Source organism: Bacillus sp. RK1064, assembly GCF_051488405.1.
Taxonomy (GTDB): Bacteria; Bacillota; Bacilli; order Bacillales; family Bacillaceae; genus Bacillus.
On record NZ_JBPSCZ010000001.1, the window covers coordinates 2,777,005 to 2,800,861 of the forward strand.

Annotated in this window: 21 protein-coding genes; 18 read left to right on the forward strand and 3 right to left on the reverse strand. The window is 41.2% G+C overall.

All coding sequences use genetic code 11. The annotated features are described in order from the left end of the window. Window positions 1-114: 114 nt before the first annotated feature. On the reverse strand, window positions 115-1,035 hold the full coding sequence (gene tagU / locus ACSSTM_RS14170) for a polyisoprenyl-teichoic acid--peptidoglycan teichoic acid transferase TagU (protein ID WP_034660171.1): 921 nt from the start codon (window positions 1,033-1,035) through the stop codon (window positions 115-117). Between the two features lie 182 nt (window positions 1,036-1,217). Between tagU and ACSSTM_RS14175 the strand changes: the two genes are divergently transcribed. The 14 genes from ACSSTM_RS14175 to ACSSTM_RS14240 all read left to right on the forward strand — a co-directional run bounded on the left by ACSSTM_RS14175 (window position 1,218) and on the right by ACSSTM_RS14240 (window position 17,310). Continuing rightward, window positions 1,218-1,541, forward strand: a complete 324-nt coding sequence (locus ACSSTM_RS14175; RefSeq protein WP_024423640.1) for a hypothetical protein — start codon at window positions 1,218-1,220, stop codon at window positions 1,539-1,541. Between the two features lie 24 nt (window positions 1,542-1,565). Then, on the forward strand, window positions 1,566-3,674 hold the full coding sequence (locus ACSSTM_RS14180) for a SpoIID/LytB domain-containing protein (RefSeq protein ID WP_106030569.1): 2,109 nt from the start codon (window positions 1,566-1,568) through the stop codon (window positions 3,672-3,674). Between the two features lie 23 nt (window positions 3,675-3,697). Continuing rightward, window positions 3,698-5,188: an N-acetylmuramoyl-L-alanine amidase gene (locus tag ACSSTM_RS14185; protein WP_034660719.1), complete on the forward strand. Its 1,491-nt coding sequence runs from the start codon at window positions 3,698-3,700 to the stop codon at window positions 5,186-5,188. Window positions 5,189-5,421: 233 nt separating this feature from the next. Next, window positions 5,422-5,994, forward strand: coding sequence for a hypothetical protein (locus tag ACSSTM_RS14190; protein WP_034660168.1), 573 nt, complete (start codon window positions 5,422-5,424; stop codon window positions 5,992-5,994). Between the two features lie 199 nt (window positions 5,995-6,193). Then, window positions 6,194-6,853: a sugar transferase gene (locus tag ACSSTM_RS14195; RefSeq protein ID WP_034281119.1), complete on the forward strand. Its 660-nt coding sequence runs from the start codon at window positions 6,194-6,196 to the stop codon at window positions 6,851-6,853. 18 nt (window positions 6,854-6,871) lie between these two features. Next, on the forward strand, window positions 6,872-8,323 hold the full coding sequence (gene tuaB, locus ACSSTM_RS14200) for a teichuronic acid biosynthesis protein TuaB (RefSeq protein ID WP_034660166.1): 1,452 nt from the start codon (window positions 6,872-6,874) through the stop codon (window positions 8,321-8,323). After that, entirely contained in the window at window positions 8,320-9,504 is a 1,185-nt protein-coding gene (gene tuaC / locus ACSSTM_RS14205) for a teichuronic acid biosynthesis protein TuaC (protein ID WP_437404213.1), read from the forward strand. The genes tuaB and tuaC overlap by 4 nt, the downstream gene beginning before the upstream one ends. A 79-nt stretch (window positions 9,505-9,583) precedes the next feature. Beyond that, the gene (gene tuaD / locus ACSSTM_RS14210; RefSeq protein ID WP_034660163.1) at window positions 9,584-10,921 is read left to right on the forward strand and encodes a UDP-glucose 6-dehydrogenase TuaD; all 1,338 of its coding nucleotides are present in this window, start codon (window positions 9,584-9,586) and stop codon (window positions 10,919-10,921) included. Between the two features lie 14 nt (window positions 10,922-10,935). After that, window positions 10,936-11,865 carry an NAD-dependent epimerase/dehydratase family protein gene (locus ACSSTM_RS14215; RefSeq protein ID WP_034660160.1) on the forward strand — a complete coding sequence of 310 codons (930 nt, stop codon included), beginning with the start codon at window positions 10,936-10,938 and terminating at the stop codon, window positions 11,863-11,865. Window positions 11,866-11,904: 39 nt separating this feature from the next. Then, window positions 11,905-13,362: a teichuronic acid biosynthesis protein TuaE gene (tuaE, locus tag ACSSTM_RS14220; protein ID WP_095285724.1), complete on the forward strand. Its 1,458-nt coding sequence runs from the start codon at window positions 11,905-11,907 to the stop codon at window positions 13,360-13,362. Between the two features lie 72 nt (window positions 13,363-13,434). Next, window positions 13,435-14,112, forward strand: a complete 678-nt coding sequence (tuaF, locus tag ACSSTM_RS14225) for a teichuronic acid biosynthesis protein TuaF (RefSeq protein WP_095285725.1) — start codon at window positions 13,435-13,437, stop codon at window positions 14,110-14,112. 24 nt (window positions 14,113-14,136) lie between these two features. Further along, window positions 14,137-14,892: a teichuronic acid biosynthesis protein TuaG gene (gene tuaG / locus ACSSTM_RS14230; RefSeq protein ID WP_045210160.1), complete on the forward strand. Its 756-nt coding sequence runs from the start codon at window positions 14,137-14,139 to the stop codon at window positions 14,890-14,892. 25 nt (window positions 14,893-14,917) lie between these two features. Next, a complete protein-coding gene (tuaH, locus tag ACSSTM_RS14235) occupies window positions 14,918-16,108 on the forward strand; it encodes a teichuronic acid biosynthesis protein TuaH (RefSeq protein WP_034660717.1) in 1,191 nt (396 codons plus the stop codon). A gap of 134 nt (window positions 16,109-16,242) precedes the next feature. Beyond that, window positions 16,243-17,310 carry a glycosyltransferase family 4 protein gene (locus ACSSTM_RS14240; protein WP_034660156.1) on the forward strand — a complete coding sequence of 356 codons (1,068 nt, stop codon included), beginning with the start codon at window positions 16,243-16,245 and terminating at the stop codon, window positions 17,308-17,310. Between the two features lie 35 nt (window positions 17,311-17,345). On the opposite strand, the gene ACSSTM_RS14245 is transcribed toward ACSSTM_RS14240, so the two are convergent. After that, window positions 17,346-18,437, reverse strand: a complete 1,092-nt coding sequence (locus ACSSTM_RS14245; RefSeq protein ID WP_034660153.1) for an LCP family protein — start codon at window positions 18,435-18,437, stop codon at window positions 17,346-17,348. Continuing rightward, the gene (locus tag ACSSTM_RS14250; RefSeq protein ID WP_012011434.1) at window positions 18,422-19,090 is read right to left on the reverse strand and encodes a YigZ family protein; all 669 of its coding nucleotides are present in this window, start codon (window positions 19,088-19,090) and stop codon (window positions 18,422-18,424) included. Before ACSSTM_RS14250 ends, ACSSTM_RS14245 begins: the two co-directional genes overlap by 16 nt. 221 nt (window positions 19,091-19,311) lie before the next feature. Between ACSSTM_RS14250 and ACSSTM_RS14255 the strand changes: the two genes are divergently transcribed. From ACSSTM_RS14255 to ACSSTM_RS14270, 4 genes are all read left to right on the forward strand, one after another. Further along, window positions 19,312-20,487 (forward strand): sensor histidine kinase, encoded by a 1,176-nt coding sequence (locus tag ACSSTM_RS14255; RefSeq protein ID WP_003213166.1) that lies wholly within the window; start codon window positions 19,312-19,314, stop codon window positions 20,485-20,487. Between the two features lie 64 nt (window positions 20,488-20,551). Further along, on the forward strand, window positions 20,552-21,241 hold the full coding sequence (degU, locus tag ACSSTM_RS14260; RefSeq protein WP_008348273.1) for a two-component system response regulator DegU: 690 nt from the start codon (window positions 20,552-20,554) through the stop codon (window positions 21,239-21,241). Window positions 21,242-21,458: 217 nt separating this feature from the next. After that, window positions 21,459-22,301, forward strand: coding sequence for a DegV family protein (locus ACSSTM_RS14265; protein WP_095285726.1), 843 nt, complete (start codon window positions 21,459-21,461; stop codon window positions 22,299-22,301). Window positions 22,302-22,421: 120 nt separating this feature from the next. Then, window positions 22,422-23,801 carry a DEAD/DEAH box helicase gene (locus tag ACSSTM_RS14270; RefSeq protein ID WP_141227726.1) on the forward strand — a complete coding sequence of 460 codons (1,380 nt, stop codon included), beginning with the start codon at window positions 22,422-22,424 and terminating at the stop codon, window positions 23,799-23,801. Window positions 23,802-23,857: the final 56 nt, after the last annotated feature.

The window sequence follows — 23,857 nt, forward strand, 5'->3', positions numbered from 1 at the left end:
AGGCCTTTTTCATTAAATCCCATCCATCATAATTACGATGAAAATAAAAAAGATTGTAGAAAAACATGAGTTTCTCTACAATCTGAGAAGACTACAGTCATGTAGTCTTCTTTTTTACTGCTCCAAACTTTCCTTCAATTCCTTCTTCACTTTAGCCAAACTATTATCATCAAGCTGATAATAATAGATGTTATTGATGCGTGCACCTGTTCCTTTCAGCTCGTGCTGCTCCACACGCTGTCTTGCATCACGGTAGTCATTCATCATCGTCCACATATCATCAAATGACATGTTGGTTTTCATATTGTTTTCCACGACTTTGAACATATCGCCGAACTTCGTAATAGATGAAATGTTTGCCCCTTTTGCAATGATGCCTTCAATGACTTGGCGCTGCCTTTGCTGACGTCCAAAGTCACCCTTTGGATCTTGCTTTCTCATTCTTGTGTAGGCAAGGGCTTGATCACCATTTAGATTAATTTCTCCTGTACCAAATGAATGGCCGTCATAGCTGAAAGCAAATGTGCTGTTAACTGTAATGCCGCCTAGTGTATCGACAATATCCTTAAAGCTTTCCATATTGACTTTCACAAAGTAATCAACAGGTACATCAAGCAATTCCTCTACTGTATCTGCTGCCATTTGTGTGCCGCCGAATGCATAGGAGTGGTTGATTTTATCCATTGTGCCTTTTCCGACAATTTTTGTATACGTATCACGCGGGATACTCACCATCTCGGTCGTTTTGGTTTTTGGGTTAACGGTCATGTATATTAATGTATCCGCACGGCCTCGGTCATTTTTTCTTTCGTCAACACCCATGACTAAAATAGAAATCGGGTCTTTCTTATTTAAATCGACATCTTTGTCACGCTTATCTGACTTCTTTAAATTCTCCTGAATGCCTGCCACGGTTGATGCTGCTGTATTCCAAAGATGATATGCATATCCGCCAGTTGCTAATACGAATAAGCCAATAATCGATAAAACAATCCAAAGAACCTTTTTTTTCTTTCGTTTTCTTTCAGCTCTCATAATGTCCCTCACCTTTTCTATGATTCTTCCATGATTATAGGTTTACGAATCTTGATAAACAAGTTATTTTTTTACTCTGAACCTAGATATAGACGTTGTAACAAAAAAAAGGTTTCAAAAAACCTTAAATTTACCTTAAAATATTAAGTTATAAGACGATACAAAGACATGAGGTGAAAAAAATGAAGAAAATCGTCGTTTTACCGTTCTTAATACTACTACTTGGTATCGTGCTCACAGCATGTGGAACGGCTGAGCAGTCCTCGGGAGAAAACAAGACAAGCAGTTCAACTCCTCAGGTGCTGGAAGAAAAAGCTGAATTTATTGGAATGGCTGATGCACATACAGTCGAAGTGAAAAAAGTGAATACGACCTTAAGCTATGAATTTACGGATAATTTTAAAGATGTGTTAAATGAATTCAAACCAGGAGACACAGTAGAAATCTCTTACTTTATCAATGACAGTGGTCAAAAGGAAATTCAAAAGATTGAAAAACAGAAGTAAAAAAGATGGGCGGGATGAACAAAATTGAAGAAAACAGGCGTTACACTTATTGTTCTCATGACACTGACTCTACTAGTCGCACCCTTTCAGTCTGCCATGGCTAGCTCGACAATTTCAGTGAAATTGTCTAATTATATCGGAAATAAAAAAACGATGGATCTATCCACAGCTGGAGAATACAAGCTGTCAGGATCGAATGTGGCTGTCACGAAAAGATATGATGGCAAAAATCGATACGAAGTTGCTAATAGCATCGCGTCTGCCGGCTGGAAGAATCCATCAACTGTTGTCATTGTGAGCCGTGATGCATTTGATCACGCCATTTCTGTATCACCGTTAGCTTACAAACTAGGCGCACCCATTTTGTATACGAACATTGAAAGACTGACAAAAACAACTGAAAACCAGCTGAAGAAAATGAAGCCGGATAACATCCTGATCATCGGTAACACGAAAAGTATTTCCACAGCTGCTGAGAAATCTATTAAAAAGTATGGCAAAGTCAGACGTATTAGTGGAAAAGACAAGTTTGAAATCTCTCAAAAAATCGCTAAAGAAATGGGTAACTATAAGCAAGCTGTCGTTGTCGGCGGAAACTCATTTATGAATGGGATTGCGATTGCATCCTATGCATCGAGAAAGGGATATCCAATCCTGTTAACAAAAAAAGATTCCATTCCGTCTTACAAGCTGCCAAGTAAAGTCATCATCATCGGCAGTACGAAAAGTACGGGACAAAAAGTAGAGAATCAAATTAAAAAAACATCACAGGTGACAAGAATCAGTGGTGCCAATCGCTATGAACTATCTGTGAATATTATTAAGAAATTAAATATCAATGCAGATAAAGTTTATTTGGCAAAAGCCTCTAGCTATATTTATGCTATGCCGCTGTCTCAATTGGCTGCAAAGTCTAACAGTACCGTTGTGTATGTGAAACCAGATTCTGTCACAGCGTCACTAAAAGCACTGCTGAAACAAAAGGGTACATATGCTTATCACCTTGCTGGTAGCACAAGTGCGATTAAAGATAGCTTGAAAAACTCATTAGCTAAACAAGTCTATCTGAAAAAAAATCAAAACTACCAATTGAATATTTCTAACGGAAAAATTTCATTAAAAGGCATAAAGACGTATAACACAGTAAGAGTTGTTCCTGAGAAATATTCAACGAAAAATGTCCTTCAAATTGCAGGGAAGCCGTACTTAGGCAGCGTCAACTTTGCAATTGAATCAGGCTATATCAGGCCGACTCTCGAAAATATTCCATTTGAAGACTATCTAAAAGGCGTAGTACCAAATGAAATGCCTGCAAGCTGGCATGTTGAAGCGCTAAAAGCACAGGCAGTTGCCGCTAGAACGTATTCAGTGAAAAGTATTGGAAAAGTCGTACCTGATACAACTGCCTTCCAAGTATATGGAGGATATAACTGGTACACGAATTCGACAAAAGCTGTCGATGCCACAAAAGGGAAGGTACTGAAATACAACAATCAGCTCATTTCAGCAACCTATTATTCTAGTAATGGCGGTTATACAGAGGCAAGTGAAGAAGTGTGGGCAAATGCACTGCCGTACTTAGTGGCCAAAAAGGATACAAAAGATCCGGTCAATGCATGGACACTAAAACTCTCTAAAAAACAACTAGGCACAACATTGACTGCTAGCACAGCAGCATCTCAGTGGTCTAAGACAAAAGAGACAAATGCAGCGGACCTTGCTGGTCTCAAATCATGGCTGCTCAAAAACAAAGAAACAGCTGCATCTGATATGAAGATTGCATCCATCTCAAGCCTGACATTCTCAGGAAAAACAAAAGGCCAGCGTGCGAAGACGGTATCGATCAAGCTGACATATCATCTGAAAAATAAAACAGGCACGTATGCAGTAAACAAAAGCACAACGGCAAGTATGAAGATGACCGAGTTTAGATCCGTCATGGGCGCAACAAAGGTGAAAAGCACATTTGCGTCTGTCAAAAACAATACAAATGACTTTACGATTTCAGGAAAAGGATATGGTCACGGCATTGGCATGAGCCAATACGGAGCCAAAGCTAGAGCAGAATCTGGAAACTCATATTCTTCCATACTTTCGTTCTACTATCCAGGTACAAAACTAACAAACTATTAAAGGGTTAAAGGAGGACATAGATGATGCGCTCAATCATGAAAACAGCCATCCTCAGCCTTATCGCCATTTTCGTTATTGTTCCGACAGCTTCAGCAGATAATTCCGTCTCACGAATTGATGGCGGGAGCAGATATGCTGTAGCAGCAAACGTAGCGAAAAAGGGATGGGGAACTGCAAGTACAGTCGTTTTAGTAGGGAAAACTGCGTATGCAGATGCAACAGCAGGGATTCCACTTGCACACCAAAAAAATGGACCAGTTCTTTATACAAACAGTAAGAGTCTTTCGGGTGATACGAAAAAAGCCCTAAAGGCTTTAAAAACAAAGACAGTTATCGTTTTAGGCAGTACATCAAGTGTGTCAAACAACGTAGTCAACGAAGTGAAGAAAATGGGCATCTCTACACAACGTATTTCAGGGAAAAATCGATATGAGCTATCTGCAAATATCGCGAAAAAAATGAAAAAGCCAGCAGGCGTCGTTGTCGTTGAAGGTTCCTTCTATGCTCATGGGATTGCAATTGCACCGGTAGCAGCACAAAAAGGATTCCCGATTCTCTACACAGATAAAAAGGGACTTCGTTCTGAAATCGCTTCTGTTGCAAAAGCAAGCAATGTCAAACAAACCATTGTAGTCGGCGGAGAAAATTACGTCACAAAAGCAGCTTATAATCAATTGAAATCTCCAACACGAATCAAAGGCTCCACTCGTTATGACGTTGCCGCTAATATTGTGAAAAAGTATAATATGAGCACGTATAATACCTATGTAGGAAGAGGATTTGGCTATGCCACTTCATCTTCTGCTGCAGGGATCGCAGCGAAGCAAAACAAAGCATTGCTTCTAACGAATGAAAAGACATTACCAAAAGTAACAAGAGCAACAATCAGCAGTAAAAAAATCACCAAATTTACTGTCGTAGGCAGTACAAATACGGTGACACCAACTGTTGTGAATCAATTAAAAAATCCTGTCGTCGGGAAAAAAGTATTCATTGATCCAGGTCATGGTGCACATGATTCAGGAGCTGTAGGCTACGGTTTATATGAAAAGAACTTGAATTTAGATGTAGCAAAACGTTTAAATACGAAATTAAACAACGCTGGTGCACTTGTTACCATGTCAAGAACATCAGACACATTTGACAGTCTTCAAACACGAGTGAGCAAAGGTGCGAATGCGAAAGCAGATATCTTCATTAGTGTCCATGCCAACTCAAATGATAACAGCAGTGCAAACGGAACAGAAACGTATTATGACAAAACCTATGCGTCTGCAAACAGCTTGAAGCTTGCGCAAAACATTCAGCCTAAAATGGTCAGTGCACTTGGTACAAGAGACCGTGGTGTGAAAACAGCTGGATTCTACGTGATTAAATATTCTAAAATGCCGAGTGTTCTTTTAGAAACTGGTTTTGTGTCCAGTCCAGTTGATTCAAACATCTTGAAATCTGCTACGTATAAAGATCGTTTAGCGTCAGGCATTTCAAGCGGTGTGTCAGGTTACTTTAGATAAGAAAATACAAACATGAGGGGTGCCTCAGATACTCCTCTTAGGCTGCTCGAGAACGTCTCTCGGCAGCCTTTTTTCAAAAGTCTATGAAGTGATCGGGTAATCAATAATGTGTCAAGTTAAAAATACATTTCATTTTTGGTTATCTTTGTTATAATTGAAACATAGAAGGTGAATGGTTTACGCATGAATCTTCAAGCGACAGCAAATCGACAAATCATGAAGAGGTGACGATCTTGAAAAAATTAATCACAATGCCGTTTCTAGTATTGCTTCTAGGTGTAGTACTTACAGCATGCGGCACAACAAATCAATCAAGCGACAACAATAAGGATGACAGCAAAAAGGAAACAACCGAAGCGGCTGATCAAAAGAAAGAAAATGCTTCAGAGGAAAAAACAGAAGATCAGTCATCTAATGAAAAAGCAGATGATCAAAGCAAAGAAACAGCTGCTCAAAAAGAAGAGCAAGCTGGTCAATCTGATGAAGCGGCAAAAGACAGCTCAAGTAAAGAAATCACAAAAGAAGAACCTGCTAAGGATCAATCAAAAGCTGATTCTAAAACAAAGAAAGAATCAACAACAAATAAGAAAAATGAAGTCACCAAAGAAGGCACATATGTCGGTTTGGCTGATGGACATACCATTGCTGTGAACATTGATGGCAAAGAAGTAGCTATTCAGTTCGGAAATGCGTTTTCTAAACAAGTGAACAGCTTAAAAGAAGAATCAAAAGTGAAAGTAACCTATACAAAAGATGCAAACGGAACCCTTCGATTAAAAACCATCGAATCCGTCAAAGCAAAATAAAGAAAAGACCCAAAGACCCGCAGAATTGCGGGTCTTTTTTACGTTGAAAAGGGCATAACTTTATATAAGTGCACATTCTTAACACAGTTTTACAAGACTTAACAGCGCATTTACATTTGCTTAATGTTGCTCTGATAAACTGACTTTCATAGAACATCTCTTTACACAACAACTACTTTAGATGGTGAGGTGCAGGTCAGTGAGTGCAGAGAAAGCGATGAATCTTTATAGAGAATATGAAGTGAGACGAAACCACTCTTTTGCCTTAACAGAACATATGGTTCGTTATTTATTTGCAAAACGTTTCATAGATTTAATGTTCTCGTTCATCGGATTGATGTTGAGTACGCCGATCATTTTGCTGTTTGCTCTCTTGATTAAGCTGGAAACACCGGGACCAGCCTTTTATATGCAGGAGAGGGTAGGGAAAGACGGTGTTTACTTTAAATTATGGAAGCTCAGATCGATGAGAACCGACGCTGAAAGCGGAGGAGCGAAATGGGCACAAAAAAATGACCCGCGTATCACCAAAGTGGGAGCCTTCATTCGTAAAACAAGAATCGATGAACTCCCGCAATTTATCAACGTGTTAAAAGGAGAAATGAGTATCGTAGGTCCGCGGCCGGAAAGACCGATGTTTACCGCAGAATTTAATCGGACGATTCCAGGTTTTACGAAAAGATTAGCAGTAAAGCCGGGACTGACAGGTCTTGCTCAAGTAAATGGAGGATATGAAATGAGTCCGAGTGAAAAATTAACACACGACTTACAGTATATTCAAAACTTGACATTTTCTCTCGACACGAAGATTATGGTAAAAACGTTAAAAGTCATCATGACGGGTGACGGAGCCAGATAAGTAAAGTAGGGAAGAGAAATGGCAAGTATGAAAAAACGCATACTAGGCGGGGCAAAATGGACAAGCTTGTCCGCATTCATCATTACGATTATCCAAATCGCACAGTTCGCTTTTTTAGGGAACGTGATGTCACTGAAGGAGTTTGGACTCGTTGGCATGATCACAACTGTCACAATATTTACGCAGATTTTACTTGATCTAGGGATTGGGGCAGCGATCATCCAAAAGGAACAAACAACAGAACGTCAATTATCTACATTATATTGGATCAATTTGCTCACTGGAATTGTCTTATTCTGTTTACTCATTCTAGTAAGCCCAATGATTGCCGCCTTTTATAACCGGCCAGAGCTGGAGGGTTTGCTCAAACTATTATCCATCATGTTTCTGATTGCACCAATTGGCCAGCAATACCAATACATGATGCAAAAGGACTTAGCCTTTAAAACATTAAGTACCATTGAAGCCATTGCAACCATGATATCGCTGTTTGTTTTACTCGTTCTGGCCTTTTTCATCAATCCGATTGTGGCCTATGTCATTTCTCAAGTGCTGCTGCAATCAGGAAAAGGGCTTATGTATGCCGCAGCTTATTGGAAGAAGTGGCGCCCAGCACCTGTTTTTGCATTAGGGGAAGTGAAAGAATTTTTCTCATTTGGTGCATTCCAGCTCGCATCCAGACTGGTCAATCGAGCAGGATCGAACATAGACATGATTTTAATCGGCCGGTTTCTTGGAGCAGAAGCATTAGGTATTTACAGCTTGGCGTATCAAATTGTAACGATCCCGGTGCTGAAGATTAACCCAATCGTGACGAGAGTGGCTTTCCCTGTTTTCGCAAAAAGTCAGCGTGATCACTCCATGCTGCGAGAGGGCTTCCTCAGTATGACGAATATGCTCGCATTAATTAGTTTTCCATTATTAATCGGTCTTGCTGCCGTATCAGATAGCTTTATAGAAGTAGTGTTTGGAGAGAAATGGCTCGTAGCCGTTCCGGTTCTTAACATTTTGTGCATTGTCGGCCTTCTGCGTGTGCTGATGAATCCAAACGGTTCAATACTTCTTGCCAAAGGGAGAGCGGACTTAGCCTTTTATTGGGATACGGGGATGCTCATCGTGTATGGATGCGCCTTATATGCAGGTGTCAGCACAGGCAGTCTGCTCACAGTAGCTTGGGTTTACTCAGGTGTCAGTCTGCTCAACTTTATTGTCGGCAGGTGGCTCATGGCGTATGTCATTCAGCTTGATATGAAGGTGTATTTAAAATCACTTGGAAAGCCTGCTGTCATGACGCTGTTGATGGCCGCCTGTGCGGTTTTCTTGCATCAAGGCATGAAGCTGACGTCAGCGGATATTTTACTTCAATTAGGATTGACGATTTGTGTCAGTGCTGCACTGTATGGCTTGCTGTTCATCAAAATGTATCCGCAGGTGGCAGGTAAATTATTGAGAAGAGGTCGTTCGTCATGAAGGTGCTATGGCTGACAAGTGTATATCCTAGTGAAAAACATCCAAGTGAAGGCGTATTCCATGAAACGCAAGTGCAGGAGCTGCTCAAACAAGGAATACAAGTGACTGTCATTTGTCCCAATCCAGTAAATTTACCGGTTTTGCGGATGCTGAAGGCGGCCTATCGGCAGAAAAAAGATATGCCCGAACAGGAAGTAAGAAACGGAGTGACAGTATACAGGCCGCCCTATACAGCGATCCCTGGACAGCTGAAATGGGCACAGCCGAGTAAACGAATAGCGGCTTCTGTTCTAGGCGCCATGCAGCGTTATCAGCTGTCACCAGATTTTATCCATGCGCACTTTGCGATGCCGTCTGGCGGAGCGGCGGCTGTGATTCAGAAAGAAACGCAAATTCCTTATCTTTTGACCTTACATGGCAGTGATGTGAACGTGTATCCAGGCTATAGCAAAGGGGCACATGCAGCCTTTGAAACGGCGGTGAAACAGGCATCTGCTGTTCTGACGGTGAGCGAGGAGCTTGCTAAAAAGACAAATGACATGACAAAGGTGGAAGCGCAATGTCTCCCGCTCGGTATTCCGCTTCAGTCATTTTCTAAAACGGAAGAAGATCAACAAGGCATCAGGAAAAAGTTAGGCTTACCCCTTCACGACAAGCTCGTTGTCTTCGTCGGGCGATTAGTCAAAGAGAAGGGCTTACTTGAATTAGCTGATGCTGTCAGCGGCATGGAGGGTGTGAAAGCAGTCTTTGTTGGAAAAGGCCCCCTTGCAAAGGGGGTGGAAGAACGGGCTGGAGCATCCATTGTACTCCCAGGACAGGTGCCGAATGAGCAGGTGAAAGACTACTTAATGGCAGCTGATCTGTTTGCACTTCCTTCCTATAGTGAAGGAATGCCTACCGTCGTCCTAGAGGCGCTTGCTTTAAAAGTACCTGTCATTGCGACACGAGTCGGTGGTCTTCCATCTTTATTTTCTAGCTATCAACACCTGCTCGTTGATCCGCGTTCGACGAATCAGTTAAAAGAGGCCATTCACGCCTATCTTTATGAAAACAGATGGAATGAGCAAGTGAAGAACGATCTTCATCAAATCGTTCATACAGAATATTCATCAGCAAATAATGCGAAGCATCTCATACAGCAATATGAAAAGGTGCTTAATCAATCAATATCCATCGTTTAAACAAGATGAAATGTGCAAAGAATGATAGATAGATAAACAGCTTGGAACGGACAATATGCTTTTACTGAGAGGATGAAAAATGTTGAAGAAAATTGCTGTGATTGGAACAGGGTATGTCGGGTTAGTATCGGGTACTTGTTTTGCTGATATCGGAAATCGTGTCATCTGCTGTGACATCGATGAATCAAAAATCAACAGCTTAAAAAGTGGTGTCGTTCCCATTTATGAACCGGGTTTAAAGGAATTGATTGAAAAGAATACGGAGGAAGGAAGACTGTTTTTTACAACCAATATTCCTGCCGCTATCAGGGAATCAGAGATTATCTATATTGCTGTAGGGACACCGATGACAGCACAGGGGGAAGCAGATTTAACGTTCGTGAAAGCCGTCGCTCAAACAATTGGTGAACATCTAAATGGCTATAAAATCATCGTCAATAAAAGCACAGTGCCCGTTGGAACAGGCCGGCTCGTTCAAGCCATTGTCGAAAAAGCATCCCGCAGTAAATATCCTTTTGATGTCGTATCCAATCCAGAGTTCCTCAGAGAAGGCTCTGCAATCCAAGACACGATGAATATGGAGCGGGCAGTAATAGGCTCGACAAGCACCCATGCGTCAACCATCATCAAAAGATTGCATGATCCGTTTCAAACAGAGGTTGTGGAGACCAACTTAGAAAGTGCTGAAATGATTAAGTATGCTGCAAATGCCATGCTTGCCACAAAAATCTCATTCATCAATGACATTGCAAATATTTGCGAGCGGGTGGGCGCTGATGTTGAAAAAGTCAGCGAAGGAGTTGGATTAGACAGCCGCATCGGGCATAAATTTTTAAAAGCGGGCATTGGATTTGGGGGTTCTTGTTTCCCGAAAGACACGATGGCTCTTCTCAAAATTGCCGAAACAGCCGGCTACCGGTTCAAGCTGATCGAGTCCGTGATTGAAACGAACAATCACCAAAGAGCTCACCTTGTCAGCAAACTGATGAGTGTATTCGGTGATATTAGAGGAAAAACCATCTCTGTCTTAGGTCTCGCATTCAAGCCGAATACAAATGATATGCGTTCTGCGCCTGCATTAGACATTATCCCCATGCTGAGAGAGCTGGGTGCTTTTGTGAAGGCCTATGATCCGATTGCTTATGTAGAAGCAGAACGAGAGCTTGGCCCGCAGGCTGTCTTCAGTAATGACCTGTATGAAACAGTAAAAGATACGGATGCTTGTCTCATCCTAACAGAATGGGATGACGTACAGAAGATGGATAAAGATCAGATCAAGCAGCTGCTTCGTTCACCGATTGTAATTGATGGAAGGAATTTGTTTGATCCAGCAGAAATGAAAGAGAGAGGATTTATTTACCAGTCTATCGGCCGCCCGGGCGTATGGGAAGCAGAATTGGTATCAAAGGCACAATAACAGGGGGAGCTTGGATGAAGAAAGTATTGGTTACTGGGGGAAGCGGATTTATTGGATCACACACGGTAGAGGCTTTACTAGAAAAAGGCTACGAGCCCATCGTTCTTGATAACTTTTCAACTGGATCTCGGGAAAATATTGCCCATCTTTCCGTTCAATGCATTGAGGCAGATGTCACAAAATCAGAAACGGTTGATTTGATCAAACAAATGAGACCGGATTATATCATTCACCTTGCAGCACAGGTGAGTGTAGCCGTTTCCGTTCAGAATTTCGTTTATGACGAAGAAGTGAATATTAAAGGATCTCTGCATGTAATCAAAGCGGCTTCAGAGGCTGGTGTCAAGAAAGTGGTATTTGCCTCATCAGCAGCTGTCTATGGAGATCCAGTGTATCTGCCAGTAGACACCGCTCACCGGCTAAAGCCTGGTTCGCCTTATGGGTTATCGAAACTCACAGTAGAGCGATACTTAGAAATGGCAAAATCACTGTATGATGTGGACTATTGTATTCTTCGGTACAGCAATGTTTATGGTCCGCGACAAGACGCACTTGGCGAAGGCGGAGTTGTCTCTATTTTCTCTGATAAGTTTGCAAAAGATGAGGCTCCTTTCATTTTCGGAGACGGGGAACAAACAAGAGATTTCATTTATGTAGGTGATCTAGCAGCAGCGAATGTTGCGGCTTTAACAGCTCAATCAAACGTTTGTTTAAATATTTCATGTGGTGATTCGATCACTGTGAATGAGCTGTTTCAAACGATGAAGCGGGTGACGAGATCGCATCTTGAACCAATTTACAAGCCGCAGCGTGCAGGAGATATTGTGCATAGTACATTGGCAAATGAGGAAACGAAACAAGTCTTAGCATGGGAGCCTGTTGTGAGTTTACAGGAAGGTTTGGCTCGTACCATTTCCTACTATGAACAGGAAGTCAAGGCTTAATCCCTCAAATCGGATGGGTTGCTTAGGAGGAAAATGGGTATGAGTGTGAAACAAACAGCATGGCAAATCATGATTGGATGTATTTTGTTTGCAGCAGGGATCGGGCTTGTACAAATGGCAACCGCCCAGCCCGTCGGGTTAAAGAAGATGGTGGCTGTTCCGGTTATACTTTTGATCCTGTCGGCTGCTCTCGTGTTGATGAAGCTATACATGAATGGTGAGCAAATCTTCATGTCAGCCATCTATCTTTTGATTGCATTGACTTTTCTCAACAACGCTTTCTTTTCTATTAGTGCCGGATTCTTTAGTCTTTTTCTCTACCGTATTATGCTTATCGCCGTCTTTGCTTTATTCATATGGCGGATGAGAGATAAGGGGACGTACATATCGCAGTGGCAGCAGATTCGTGTCAAAGGAATTCTTGGTTTTTTCGCTGCATGGTTTCTTTACGGGCTCATCTCACTGCTTTGGGCTCATTCGGTCACAGACGGCCTGAAATATATGTCCCTGCTTGCAATGGGGATGGGGTTTGTCTTTCTTGTCGTCATGTTCATTCAGCGAATGGATCAAGTGGTGACCTTTTATAGCATTTGGCTGGTCATGACTGTGTTTGTGATGGGGATTGGGTTCTATAATCACTTTACATTGAACCATTTACCGAATACCTCATTGTATCTAGGACCAGCGTATAAACAGCACTATCCTACATCTGTCTTTTTTAATCAAAATGACTTTGCGACGTTTTTATCGATTAGTTTCTTTTTATATCTAGCGTGCATGCGTCAAATGAAAAACGGTTATATCAAAGCGTTTGGATTATTAGGGGCAATCGCCGCACTGTATCTCATATTGTTAACCGAATCCCGAGCCAGTCTGCTTGGCATATTTGCAGGAGTGGCGCTCTATGTGTGGCTGCTGCTGCCGCGATTTCTCAAAAAGTGGTCAATCATTGCAGCAGGCGGACTTGTTGTTATCTGTATCGCTGTCTTTTCAGCCAAGATTTATTCGGTCTTTTATGACTTGTTTCTCGCTTCTCAGGTCGCGCATTCTTTTAGTGAACCACTCCCGTCTAACATCGCGAGAGCGAATTTGATCAAAAATGCTTGGCACTTCTTTACGAATTCATACGGATTCGGGGTTGGAGCGGGGAATGTGTCTTACTACTTAGCTCACTTTTCGATCTTTGATACAGACCAGGTCGTAGAAGTGCACAATTGGCTGCTGGAATTGATGACGAACTTTGGGTTAGCGGTCATGCTGGGCTATATCTCAGTATACGCCTATCTCATGTTCACACTGTACAAACAATACCAATGGGCTGACACAAGATCTGCAAAAATGATCATTGAAGGGTTGTTTGCAGCCATGCTGAGCTTTCTCGTTTCAAGTATCAGTCCTAGCTCCGTCTCGAATTTATATTTCCACTGGGTATTTTTAGGACTGGTGATCGCAGCGGTGAATATGTTGAAAAACAAACAACGACTCAAGCTGTGGTAAACCGTGTGTGATGCTACGTGTGTATGGCTACACTAGTGAAAGAGCAAATACGTCAATGTTGGGAGAATGAACATGTCTGGTTTCATATCTAGGATAGGGAAGCGAATCAAAAAGTACATCGTATGGCTCATCCTGCTGCCTGTCATATTAGGCGCCTTTGGTTTCTTTTTTGCTAAAGGAACTACGCAGCAGTCCAGTTACACAGCTGCTGTTACCCTCACTCTTGGTAAATATGATGATGGGGTGTATAACAATATGGCAGAAGTGACATCTCTATTAAAAAGCGATGCATTTCTAAACGAAGCACTCAGTGATGTCAAAGAAGAAGAAAGGCAGGATGTGAAAACCCGTCTCATCCTTACCAATCAATCAGATACACAATTACAGCTGTCTTTCACAGATGCCGATAAGGATCGCGCTTTGGCTGTCGTGAAGCAGGTGTCGGAGACATTTCTTAAGCAAGACAAAGCATTATTTACAAAAAGGCAGCAGGTGATTGAAAGTAGATTAGCTGCTCTTGAAGACGAATCTGTCAGCAATGATTCCAAAGTCGATAAAGAACGATTCTTATATGAATTGGAGTCGACAAAGCTTGGAATGAAGCAGGCAAAGATTGTCGATCCTGCACAAGTACTTGATGAGGGCAATAAAGGCATGTCAGCCAAAAAACGTGCACTGCTTGGGCTTGTCATTGGCTTTAGCATCTCGCTCATGTTTGTGGTCTTACCCGAAGTGTTCAAAGAATCTTAATGATGAACTGGAGATGAGTCTTAGGTGAACAATCAACCGTTAGTATCCATCATTACACCGGCGTATAATGCGGAACGTTATTTAACGGATACAGTTCATTCCGTCCTTGCCCAAACCTATTCCAATTGGGAGCTGATCATTGCAGATGATTGTTCTACAGATGGAACGAGAAAGCTATTAGGGGATTTAAGTCAAGCGGACGACAGAATCAACGTCATTTATTTAGAGGAAAATGGGGGAGCCGCCATTGCTAGAAACGCAGCCATCAACCAGGCAAAAGGGCGCTTTATTGCTTTTTTAGACAGCGATGATAAGTGGAAAGAGACGAAGCTTGAAAAACAGGTAGACTTCATGCTGACAAATGATTATGCCTTTACATTTACGGCATATGACATCATTGCAGAAAATGGAGAACCGTTAGAAAAAACCGTCACTGCGCCAGCGAAATTAGATTATAATGAAGCCTTGAAAAATACCATTATCGGCTGTTTAACGGTCATGCTTGATCTTAAAAAGGTAGGACATGTGGAAATGCCGAACATTCGCACAAGGCAGGATTTAGCTACATGGCTGTCTATATTAAAAAGAGGATTTACAGCCTATGGTATGAGCGAACCGCTCAGTGAATATCGCATCGTTGGGAACTCCATCTCTAGTAACAAGTGGAAAGCAGCGAAAAAAACGTGGTTTGTCTACAGAGAAATTGAGCAGCTTCATTTTGTCAAAGCGTCCTGGTGTTTTATGCACTATGCGACAAATGCTGTGAAGAAGCGCTTATAAACAGAAGGGAAAAAAGGTGATAAAGGTGAAAGCAGACTCGATCATACATGTTGTCGTAGCGACGGGAGAATGGGGACAGGACGGACTGAGGTACAGACGGCATCGGCTGGCCGAATTTCTAGCATCTGATCCAGAAACAAAAGAGGTCATCTGGGTATGCCCGTCATCATCTCGTCATACAGCTCCCTTTCAGCCCATAACAGATCGAATGAAGCAATTGACCATTCCTGATGTGCTCAAGAGTAAATTATTTCGCTTTGGCCGATATCAAGACATGTTCTATATTCATAAATTGTCCCCTCTTCTTGAACATTTGCGGCAGGAGGAAAAGAAGGGGATTGCTGTTTGTTTATGGTATACGTTTCCGGGCTTTCCGCTCTTATCTTCCTTATTTGAATGGAAACACATTGTCTATGATTGCAGTGACCTGTGGGGAGAGCCGATAAGCGGCAAACACAACATTCTTTCTTATATGAGGCAGCGTGTCATTGTCAAAGCAGAAAATCGAATCATTAAATACGCACACAGCATTACATGCTCTTCTCAATATTTACACGATCAAATCAAAAAACGTCTTATGGGAGAACCGAAAGATGTGTTTACTGTGGAAAATGGCGTCGAGTACGATGTATTTGCGAAAAGCAATCTTCCGTGTAAAGAAGATGTGCTGGAAGGAAGAGAAGGAACCGTGCTTGGTTTTATCGGAGGAATCAAGCCAAAGCTCGATTTTGACATGATGGCTGAAGCTGCTCGCATGCGGCCTGATTGGACATTTTTATTTGTCGGTCCGGATGGAACGAATGGAGATCCATCTTTTCAGCATGCACTCAAACGGCCAAATGTGATTTGGACAGGAGCTGTTGCACCAGAAGAAGTACCTGCTTATATGAAGCTGATTGATGTAGGCATGATGCCATACAAACAATCCCCTTACAATCAAGCGGTGTTCCCTCTCAAGCTCTATGAATTTTTAGCAGCTGGAATACCGGTTGTCGGTTTAAATCTCCCATCAACGGAAAGGCTAAAAGAGAAGGATGTGTATGAATATTTAGAGGGCGATGATCCTGCGCTCTTCGTAGAAGCCTGCCTGAAAGTGATCAGCAAAAAAGACGACACGACCTATAGACATCTAAGACAAAGCCGTGCGAAGAAAAAAGATTGGCACGCGCTGTTCACAAACATGGTGGAACTAACGAATATTAAAGAAAACGCATAATTCATTCGGGATTGTGCGTTTTTATTTGTTTCTTCTTCACCGGGGGAGCTTGTGATCATCCTCTATTCAATTGTATAATGGAAAGAGCGGCCAATATACAAAATACAGATTTCAATTTAGAAGGAGACTGACCTATGGATTACGAACGCGCCTTATTAGCGTTTTTTGTCTCTCTGGCTACAGTTTTAATTGTGACACCAATCGTCAAAAAGTTTGCAATTAAGATTGGTGCAGTGGACCAGCCGAATAAACGAAAAGTTCATGATAAAGTAATGCCTCGAATGGGTGGTTTGGCAATTTTTATTGGGGTAGCGGCTGGAGCATTAGCAGGCGGGCTGTTTCTACATAATAAAATTACAGCAATTTCAGTTGGTGCCGTACTCATCGTCATTTTAGGTATATTTGATGATAAATATAATTTAAGTGCAAAATTTAAATTTCTCGTACAAGTTCTTGTTGCTTGTTTGATTGTGAGCACGGGCTTAAAAATGGACTTTTTCTCTGTTCCTTTTTTAACAGATCGAATTGAGTTAGGCTGGATGGCATATCCCCTCACCGTGCTATGGATTGTCGGCATCACAAATGCCATAAATTTAATTGACGGCCTTGATGGACTAGCTGCCGGTATTTCTGTCATCGGTTTATCAACGATTGCAGTGATGGCATTTTCTGCTGATAAGATTCTGATTCTTTCTTTATCTCTTGTCGTCATTGGCAGTACGATCGGCTTTCTCTTTTACAACTTTCATCCGGCGAAGATTTTTATGGGGGATACCGGTTCGCTATTTTTAGGGTATATGATCTCGGTGCTGTCACTTTTAGGGTTATACAAAAGTGTCACTTTGTTTAGTGTTGTTGTTCCTGTGATCATTCTAGGTGTTCCTATATTTGATACGACCTTTGCAATCATTAGACGCATATTAAACAAACAGCCGATTTCAGCGCCAGACAAATCTCATATTCATCATAGACTAATGGCCTTTGGCTTGTCCCATCGCATGGCGGTCATCGTCATTTACATGATTGGCTTAGTCTTTAGCTTAAGTGCGATTTTGCTGACAAGCGCGACCATTTGGTTATCGCTCATCATTATCTTTTTACTGGTAATGTTTATGCAAGTGATTGCGGAAGTCACGGGTTTGGTCAACGAAGAGTTCAAACCATTTACGAAATTCTATAAACGAATGGTCAAAAGACAATAAAAAACAGCCCGTTCCTAGGAACTGGGCTGTTTTTATTATTGTCCTGGTGTGCTGGTCGAAGGATTAGCTGTATCACTTGACCCTGTTTCACCAGAGGGTGGATTGGTTTGTGAATCTGTTTCAGTCGAAGATTCAGCAGGAAGCTTTAAATGCGTCCGTAATTCATTTTGTACGTTAGCTAGATTGGTTTGATCTGGCTCAAAGTAATACGTTCGATTTGGTCCTAAATAAAGATCTGACCCTTTAATAGAAAGTGTTTCTGTGTCGTTTCCTTTAAATCCGCTGTAGATTTGCTGAAGTGCAAGACCTTCTGTGATACGGAAGTTGGTCGTAATGTGATCACTTACTTCTTTAGCGATATTATCGACGTTCGCAATGTTATTTGCCTTCGACATTTGATCAATCATTGCGCGTAAAATTTGTTTCTGACGATCATTACGTCCGAAATCACCGCGTGGATCTTGTTTTCTCATTCGAGCGTAAGCAAGTGCTTCTTCCCCGTTTAAATGCATATTGCCTTTTTTGAAGTAAATCTTTTTCGATTTTTTCACATCACTTTTTTCATTGAAGTCAAATGGAACATCGATATCAATTCCGCCGACTTCATCAATGACATCCTTGAATCCGTCAAAATCAACGGTTGCATATTTATCAATCGGAATATGCAAGAATTGTTCGACAGTTTCAATCGTCTCGTCTTTTCCACCTTTAGCAAATGCTGCATTGATCTTTTCTTTATTTCCTGTCGTGTCACTTGCAAGCTGTACGCGTGTGTCACGAGGGATACTAACCATTTTCATCGTTTTGTCTTGAGGGTTAATCGTTGCGACAATGAGTGAATCTGAACGGCCATGATCACCATCTGTGGCATAATCCTCAATTCCGACAAATAGTACAGAGAAAGGTTTCTTCTTAATATCAATGACCGCATCACGAAGCTTCGATTTCTCTCCTCGGTCTAGCTCATCATATGTTTTGTCAGCAGCCTGGAGTGTATTGACTATTTTATATACTGCAAATCCGCCCATGCAGATGATAAGAAGCAAAAATAAGACCAGGATACGTTTGAAAATTTTCTTCTTCTTACTCTTTTTCTTTCGTACACGCACTCTTACTCGTTGTGCCATTCATCTGTCTCCTTTATCGGACCAATGTCCTTTTCTAAATAAATCAGTTCGCCTTCTTTTGTAACACTCTTTCCATTTGTCAGCTCAGTCATCCATTCAATGAACTGCTCTGTTTGTGTTTCTTCTACATACGTCTCAAAAATAACATCTTCTGCATAATGAATTTCTTTTAGCTGAAAAGATGAGGCTCTAAGCTCATTCTCTACCTTTCCAAGCCATGTATAATCTATTGTTGTGTGCATCGTACGCATTAAACAGCGTTCTACCATACCAACATGGTTGATGGCTTCTGATACAGATTTTCCGTAGGCACGAATCAATCCACCGGCGCCTAGCTTAATACCGCCGAAATAACGAGTGACCACTACGACTGTATCTTTCAGCTTCCGTTTTTTTAACACTTCAAGCATTGGCACACCTGCTGTACCGCTTGGTTCACCATCATCATTCGCTTTTTGAATCAGGTCATGTTCTCCAATGAGATAGGCAGAACAATTATGTGTGGCATTCCAATGTTGTTTTTTAATGGATTGTATAAATGCTTGTGCTTCTTCTTCTGAGACAGCACGCTGTATATGACAAATAAAACGTGATTTTTCAATGACGATCTCATGCTCGCCACGACTTTTTACTGTAAGATAGCGATTCAGCAAAAGACTTACCCTCCTGACAAGCAAATTGTAAGACTAGAGAAAATTTGCATTGGTTTTAGAATTTTACAGCGTATTTTGTTATGATGATAGGGGCGGAAAAAGGGTCGTCATAAAAACTTCATGATTTATACGCATTCTTTCATTATAATTCGACATAAAATGCAGATCAATGACATTTATAATAAAAAAAGATGACATCACTGTTACGGGAGGGAAAAGCCATGACAACACCTAAAATGGATCCGAAATTATTGGATTCAATCATCATGAAAATGCTAAGTACAGTTGATGGCAGCAAGGACGAAGTATTTAGGATAGGCGAACAGTCCCGTCAACAATATGAAAGCCTAGTAGAAGAGCTGAAGCAAATCAAGCAGCAAGTAAACGAAGTAATTGATTTTGGGGATAAACTCGAAGTCCATACGAGACATGCTAGAAATCGCTTATCTGAGGTCAGCAGAAACTTCAACAAATTTAGCGAAGAAGAAATACGGGAGGCCTACGAAAAAGCACATAATCTGCAAGTGGAACTCACCATGATCCAGCAGCGCGAAAAGCAGCTGAGAGAAAGAAGAGACGATCTGGAAAGACGATTGTTAAGCCTGCAAGACGTCATTGAACGCTCTGAAACGCTTGTGAGTCAGATCACAGTTGTTCTCAACTATCTCAATCAGGACTTACGCCAAGTTGGCGTGTTACTTGAAGATGCTCAGGCAAAACAAGATTTTGGACTAAGAATTATTGAAGCCCAAGAAGAAGAACGCAAAAGGGTGTCCCGGGAAATTCATGACGGTCCGGCCCAGATGCTGGCAAACGTGATGATGCGTTCCGAATTAATTGAACGGATTTTCAGAGACCGTGGGACAGAAGAAGGCTTTAAAGAAATTAGAAGTCTCAGACAGAATGTGCGAAATGCTCTGTACGAAGTGAGAAGAATCATTTATGATTTAAGACCAATGGCTTTAGATGATTTGGGTCTCATTCCGACGCTAAGAAAATATTTAAACACAATCGAAGAGTATGATGGAAAAACCAAGATTACGTTCCAATGCCTAGGGGATACAGAAAGCGAAAGAATTGCTTCTCAATTTGAAGTGGCACTGTTTAGACTAGCCCAAGAAGCTGTCACAAATTCACTAAAGCATTCCGAAGCTGAAGAAATCTCTGTAAAAGTAGAAGTGACGAAAGACTTTGTCACGTTAATTATCAAAGACGATGGAAAAGGCTTTGATATGAAAGATGTGAAAACAAACAAAAACAAATCCTTCGGTTTACTTGGCATGAAAGAACGCGTAGACTTACTGGAAGGTAAAATGACCATAGACTCAAAAATAGGTCTAGGGACATTCATCATGATTCGCGTGCCATTAACATTGCAAAATAAAATTGTAAAATAGAGACAAAAGACATATTGACCATAAAGTTCAGGTGTAGAACAATAAACATGGGGAGGCGTAGCTTGTGACTAAAGTAAATATTGTAATTATTGATGATCACCAATTATTCCGTGAAGGTGTCAAACGGATTTTAGATTTTGAACCTACTTTTGAAGTAGTTGCAGAAGGAGACGACGGTGACGAAGCTGCACGTATCGTAGAACACTATCATCCGGATGTTGTCATTATGGACATTAATATGCCGAATGTAAATGGTGTAGAGGCTACAAAGCAGCTAGTTGAGCTTTATCCCGAATCAAAAGTCATTATTCTATCTATTCATGACGATGAAAACTATGTGACACATGCATTGAAAACAGGGGCAAGAGGCTACCTGTTAAAAGAAATGGATGCAGACACGCTCATTGAAGCAGTGAAAGTCGTAGCTGACGGAGGATCTTATTTACATCCGAAAGTTACTCATAACTTAGTAAATGAATTCCGACGCCTAGCGACTAGTGGCGTTTCAGCACATCCGCAGCACGAGGTATATCCTGAAATTCGCAGACCACTTCATATCTTAACGAGACGTGAGTGCGAAGTTCTTCAAATGTTAGCTGACGGAAAGAGCAATAGAGGAATTGGTGAGTCGCTCTTTATTAGTGAGAAAACAGTCAAAAACCACGTGAGTAACATTTTACAAAAAATGAATGTAAACGACCGTACACAAGCTGTTGTTGTAGCAATTAAAAACGGCTGGGTAGAAATGAGATAATGTTCCGGACAAGTACTCCTTTTTCGCCTGTTTTTGGTTCTCTCACATGTTAACTGGAGAGAAATGATAGGTAGATAAGGAGTCTTTTTCGGATATAACGGGCTTGCCTATTGATTAGGCAGGCTTTTTTGATTACTATTATAAATCTAATGAATAACAATGATCATTCTTTGAAAATAAAAAAGAGCAACTTAACGGATAAGGAAGGTATTTAAGAATGAAAATAGCCGTTGTAACAGACAGTACTGCTTATATACCACAAGAGCTGCGTGATAAACATCATATCCATATGATCCCTCTTAATGTCATTTTTGGCAGCGAATCATACCGTGAAGAAATAGAAATGGATTGGAAGACATATTATGAAGAAGTCAAAAAGCATAAAGACCTTCCAACCACCTCTCAGCCTGCTTTCGGAGAGTTAATAGAATTATATGAAAAACTAAGTGAAACATACGATGCCGTGATTAGTATTCACCTTTCAAGCGGAATTAGTGGAACATATAATAGTGCAGCCTCAGCAAATGACCTAGTTGACGGGATTGATATTTATCCGTTTGATACAGAAACTAGCTGTATGGCGCAAGGTTTTTATGCGATAGAAGCTGCTGAAAAAATCCAAGGTGGTGCTTCTCTAGAAGAAGTGTTAGCCCATCTCAATTATCTGAAAGAGAATCAGAGAGCTTATTTTATGGTAGACGATTTAACTCATTTACAAAGAGGCGGCAGATTAAATGGTGCTCAGGCTTTTATTGGGAGCCTCTTAAAGGTAAAGCCTATACTGCATTTTGACAACAAGCTAATTGTCCCTTTTGAGAAGATTCGTACACGGAAAAAAGCCATTTCACGTATTTTTGAATTATTTGACGAAGATGCATCACGTGGTGTCCCGATGAGAGCAACACTGATACATGGTAATAGAGAAGAAGAAGCAGACGACTTAATTGCGCACTTATCAGAAAAGTATCCTCATGTTGAATTTTATAAAAGCTACTTTGGTGCCGTGATTGGCACTCATCTAGGCGAAGGCTCTATAGCTCTTGGCTGGGTGATTAGATAAATCTTAAAAAACCTCTTTTCTAATAGAAAAGGGGTTTTGTTTTTCTATTTTAGCTGTTGGACGAAAGGTCATGTCTTTGCGCATAATAGGCAAACATCAGTTGAAAGGTGTTTGGTGAAATTGAACATGGACAAAGCAATGGAACTAAGGCAGCAACTGCAGTCACGCCACCTGCTTACCGCTGAAACAAGATGCTCACAGTCCGATTTGGATTGGCTGGAGGAGAAAGGGTTCGTCATCCGAACACCTGCTATTGAGAGGAAAGCAAATGGTCTTACTTGCTGTAGATGTGGTGTATCAAAAAAGCGGTACTTTGCCCACACTCCGTGTGACATGTGTCAAAAAGATTGTGTGTACTGTAGATCATGCATCATGATGGGGAAAACAACGGAATGTGGCTTTCTTTATGAATGGACGGGTCCACAAATGGAAGAAACATGTCATACGGAATTAACATGGCAGGGAAACCTGTCTAAAGGACAAAAAAGAGCGTCCGAAAAATTGATCGAAGCGATAAAAAACAAATCTGACCTACTCATCTGGGCAGTTTGCGGGGCAGGGAAAACAGAGGTGCTCTTTTACGGAATTGAATATGCCTTACATCAAGGAATGAGTGTCTGCATTGCGACACCTAGAACAGATGTTGTCCTTGAACTAGAGCCGCGGCTTAAAAAAGCATTTCAAGGAATGAAAATAGCTGTTCTTTATGGAGGAAGCCCTCAAAGGTTCCAAATAGCACCGCTAGTGATCGCCACAACTCATCAGTTGATGAGATACAAACATGCATTTGATGTGCTTATTATAGATGAAGTCGACGCCTTTCCTTATTCAATCGATGAACGTCTCCAATTTGCTGTTTTAAAGGCAATGAGAAAGAAAGGGGTTAGGGTTTATTTAAGTGCGACGCCCTCTAAGAAAATGAAAAGAGATGTATCTCGTGGACAACTAGAAGCCATAAAAATTCCTCTGCGCTTTCACAAACAACCGTTACCTGTCCCGTCCTTTCAATGGATTGGACATTGGAAGAAGAAATTAAAAAAGAACCAGCTCCCACCTAAAGTAATGAATTGGATGCAGAAACATATCACAAAGAAGAGAAGGATTTTACTTTTTGTTCCTTCTATTTCGACCATGAAGAAGGTAACGAAGGTTCTTAGAGAACACCGCTTAAATGTAGAAGGGGTGTCTGCTGATGATCCAGACAGGAAACAAAAGGTCCAGCACTTCAGAGATTATAAATACGATGTACTAGTTACAACCACCATTCTAGAAAGAGGCGTAACCATTCCAAATGTTCAAGTGGGGGTACTAGGTGCGGAATCTACTATCTTTACAGAGAGTGCACTTGTTCAGATTTCTGGTAGAGCAGGTAGACATCCCGATTTTTTTAAAGGAGATGTTATCTTTTTTCATTTTGGTTTAACGAGAAGTATGAAACAAGCAAAGAAGCATATCGTAAAAATGAATGATACAGCTGCAAAAGAGTTTTCTGAAAAATAATGTGGGTGCAACTAAATTTCATGGTACATTTATATTCACAATACACAAATGGCAGG

What these genes read in the sequence shown, in the direction of transcription:
- tagU (WP_034660171.1), bottom strand. Translation starts at nt 1,035, where the DNA reads ATGAGAGCTGAAAGAAAACGAAAGAAAAAAAAGGTTCTTTGGATTGTT.
- ACSSTM_RS14175 (WP_024423640.1), top strand. Translation starts at nt 1,218, where the DNA reads ATGAAGAAAATCGTCGTTTTACCGTTCTTAATACTACTACTTGGTATC.
- ACSSTM_RS14185 (WP_034660719.1), top strand. Translation starts at nt 3,698, where the DNA reads ATGCGCTCAATCATGAAAACAGCCATCCTCAGCCTTATCGCCATTTTC.
- tuaB (WP_034660166.1), top strand. Translation starts at nt 6,872, where the DNA reads ATGGCAAGTATGAAAAAACGCATACTAGGCGGGGCAAAATGGACAAGC.
- tuaC (WP_437404213.1), top strand. Translation starts at nt 8,320, where the DNA reads ATGAAGGTGCTATGGCTGACAAGTGTATATCCTAGTGAAAAACATCCA.
- tuaD (WP_034660163.1), top strand. Translation starts at nt 9,584, where the DNA reads ATGTTGAAGAAAATTGCTGTGATTGGAACAGGGTATGTCGGGTTAGTA.
- ACSSTM_RS14215 (WP_034660160.1), top strand. Translation starts at nt 10,936, where the DNA reads ATGAAGAAAGTATTGGTTACTGGGGGAAGCGGATTTATTGGATCACAC.
- tuaE (WP_095285724.1), top strand. Translation starts at nt 11,905, where the DNA reads ATGAGTGTGAAACAAACAGCATGGCAAATCATGATTGGATGTATTTTG.
- tuaF (WP_095285725.1), top strand. Translation starts at nt 13,435, where the DNA reads ATGTCTGGTTTCATATCTAGGATAGGGAAGCGAATCAAAAAGTACATC.
- ACSSTM_RS14240 (WP_034660156.1), top strand. Translation starts at nt 16,243, where the DNA reads ATGGATTACGAACGCGCCTTATTAGCGTTTTTTGTCTCTCTGGCTACA.
- ACSSTM_RS14245 (WP_034660153.1), bottom strand. Translation starts at nt 18,437, where the DNA reads ATGGCACAACGAGTAAGAGTGCGTGTACGAAAGAAAAAGAGTAAGAAG.
- ACSSTM_RS14255 (WP_003213166.1), top strand. Translation starts at nt 19,312, where the DNA reads ATGACAACACCTAAAATGGATCCGAAATTATTGGATTCAATCATCATG.
- ACSSTM_RS14265 (WP_095285726.1), top strand. Translation starts at nt 21,459, where the DNA reads ATGAAAATAGCCGTTGTAACAGACAGTACTGCTTATATACCACAAGAG.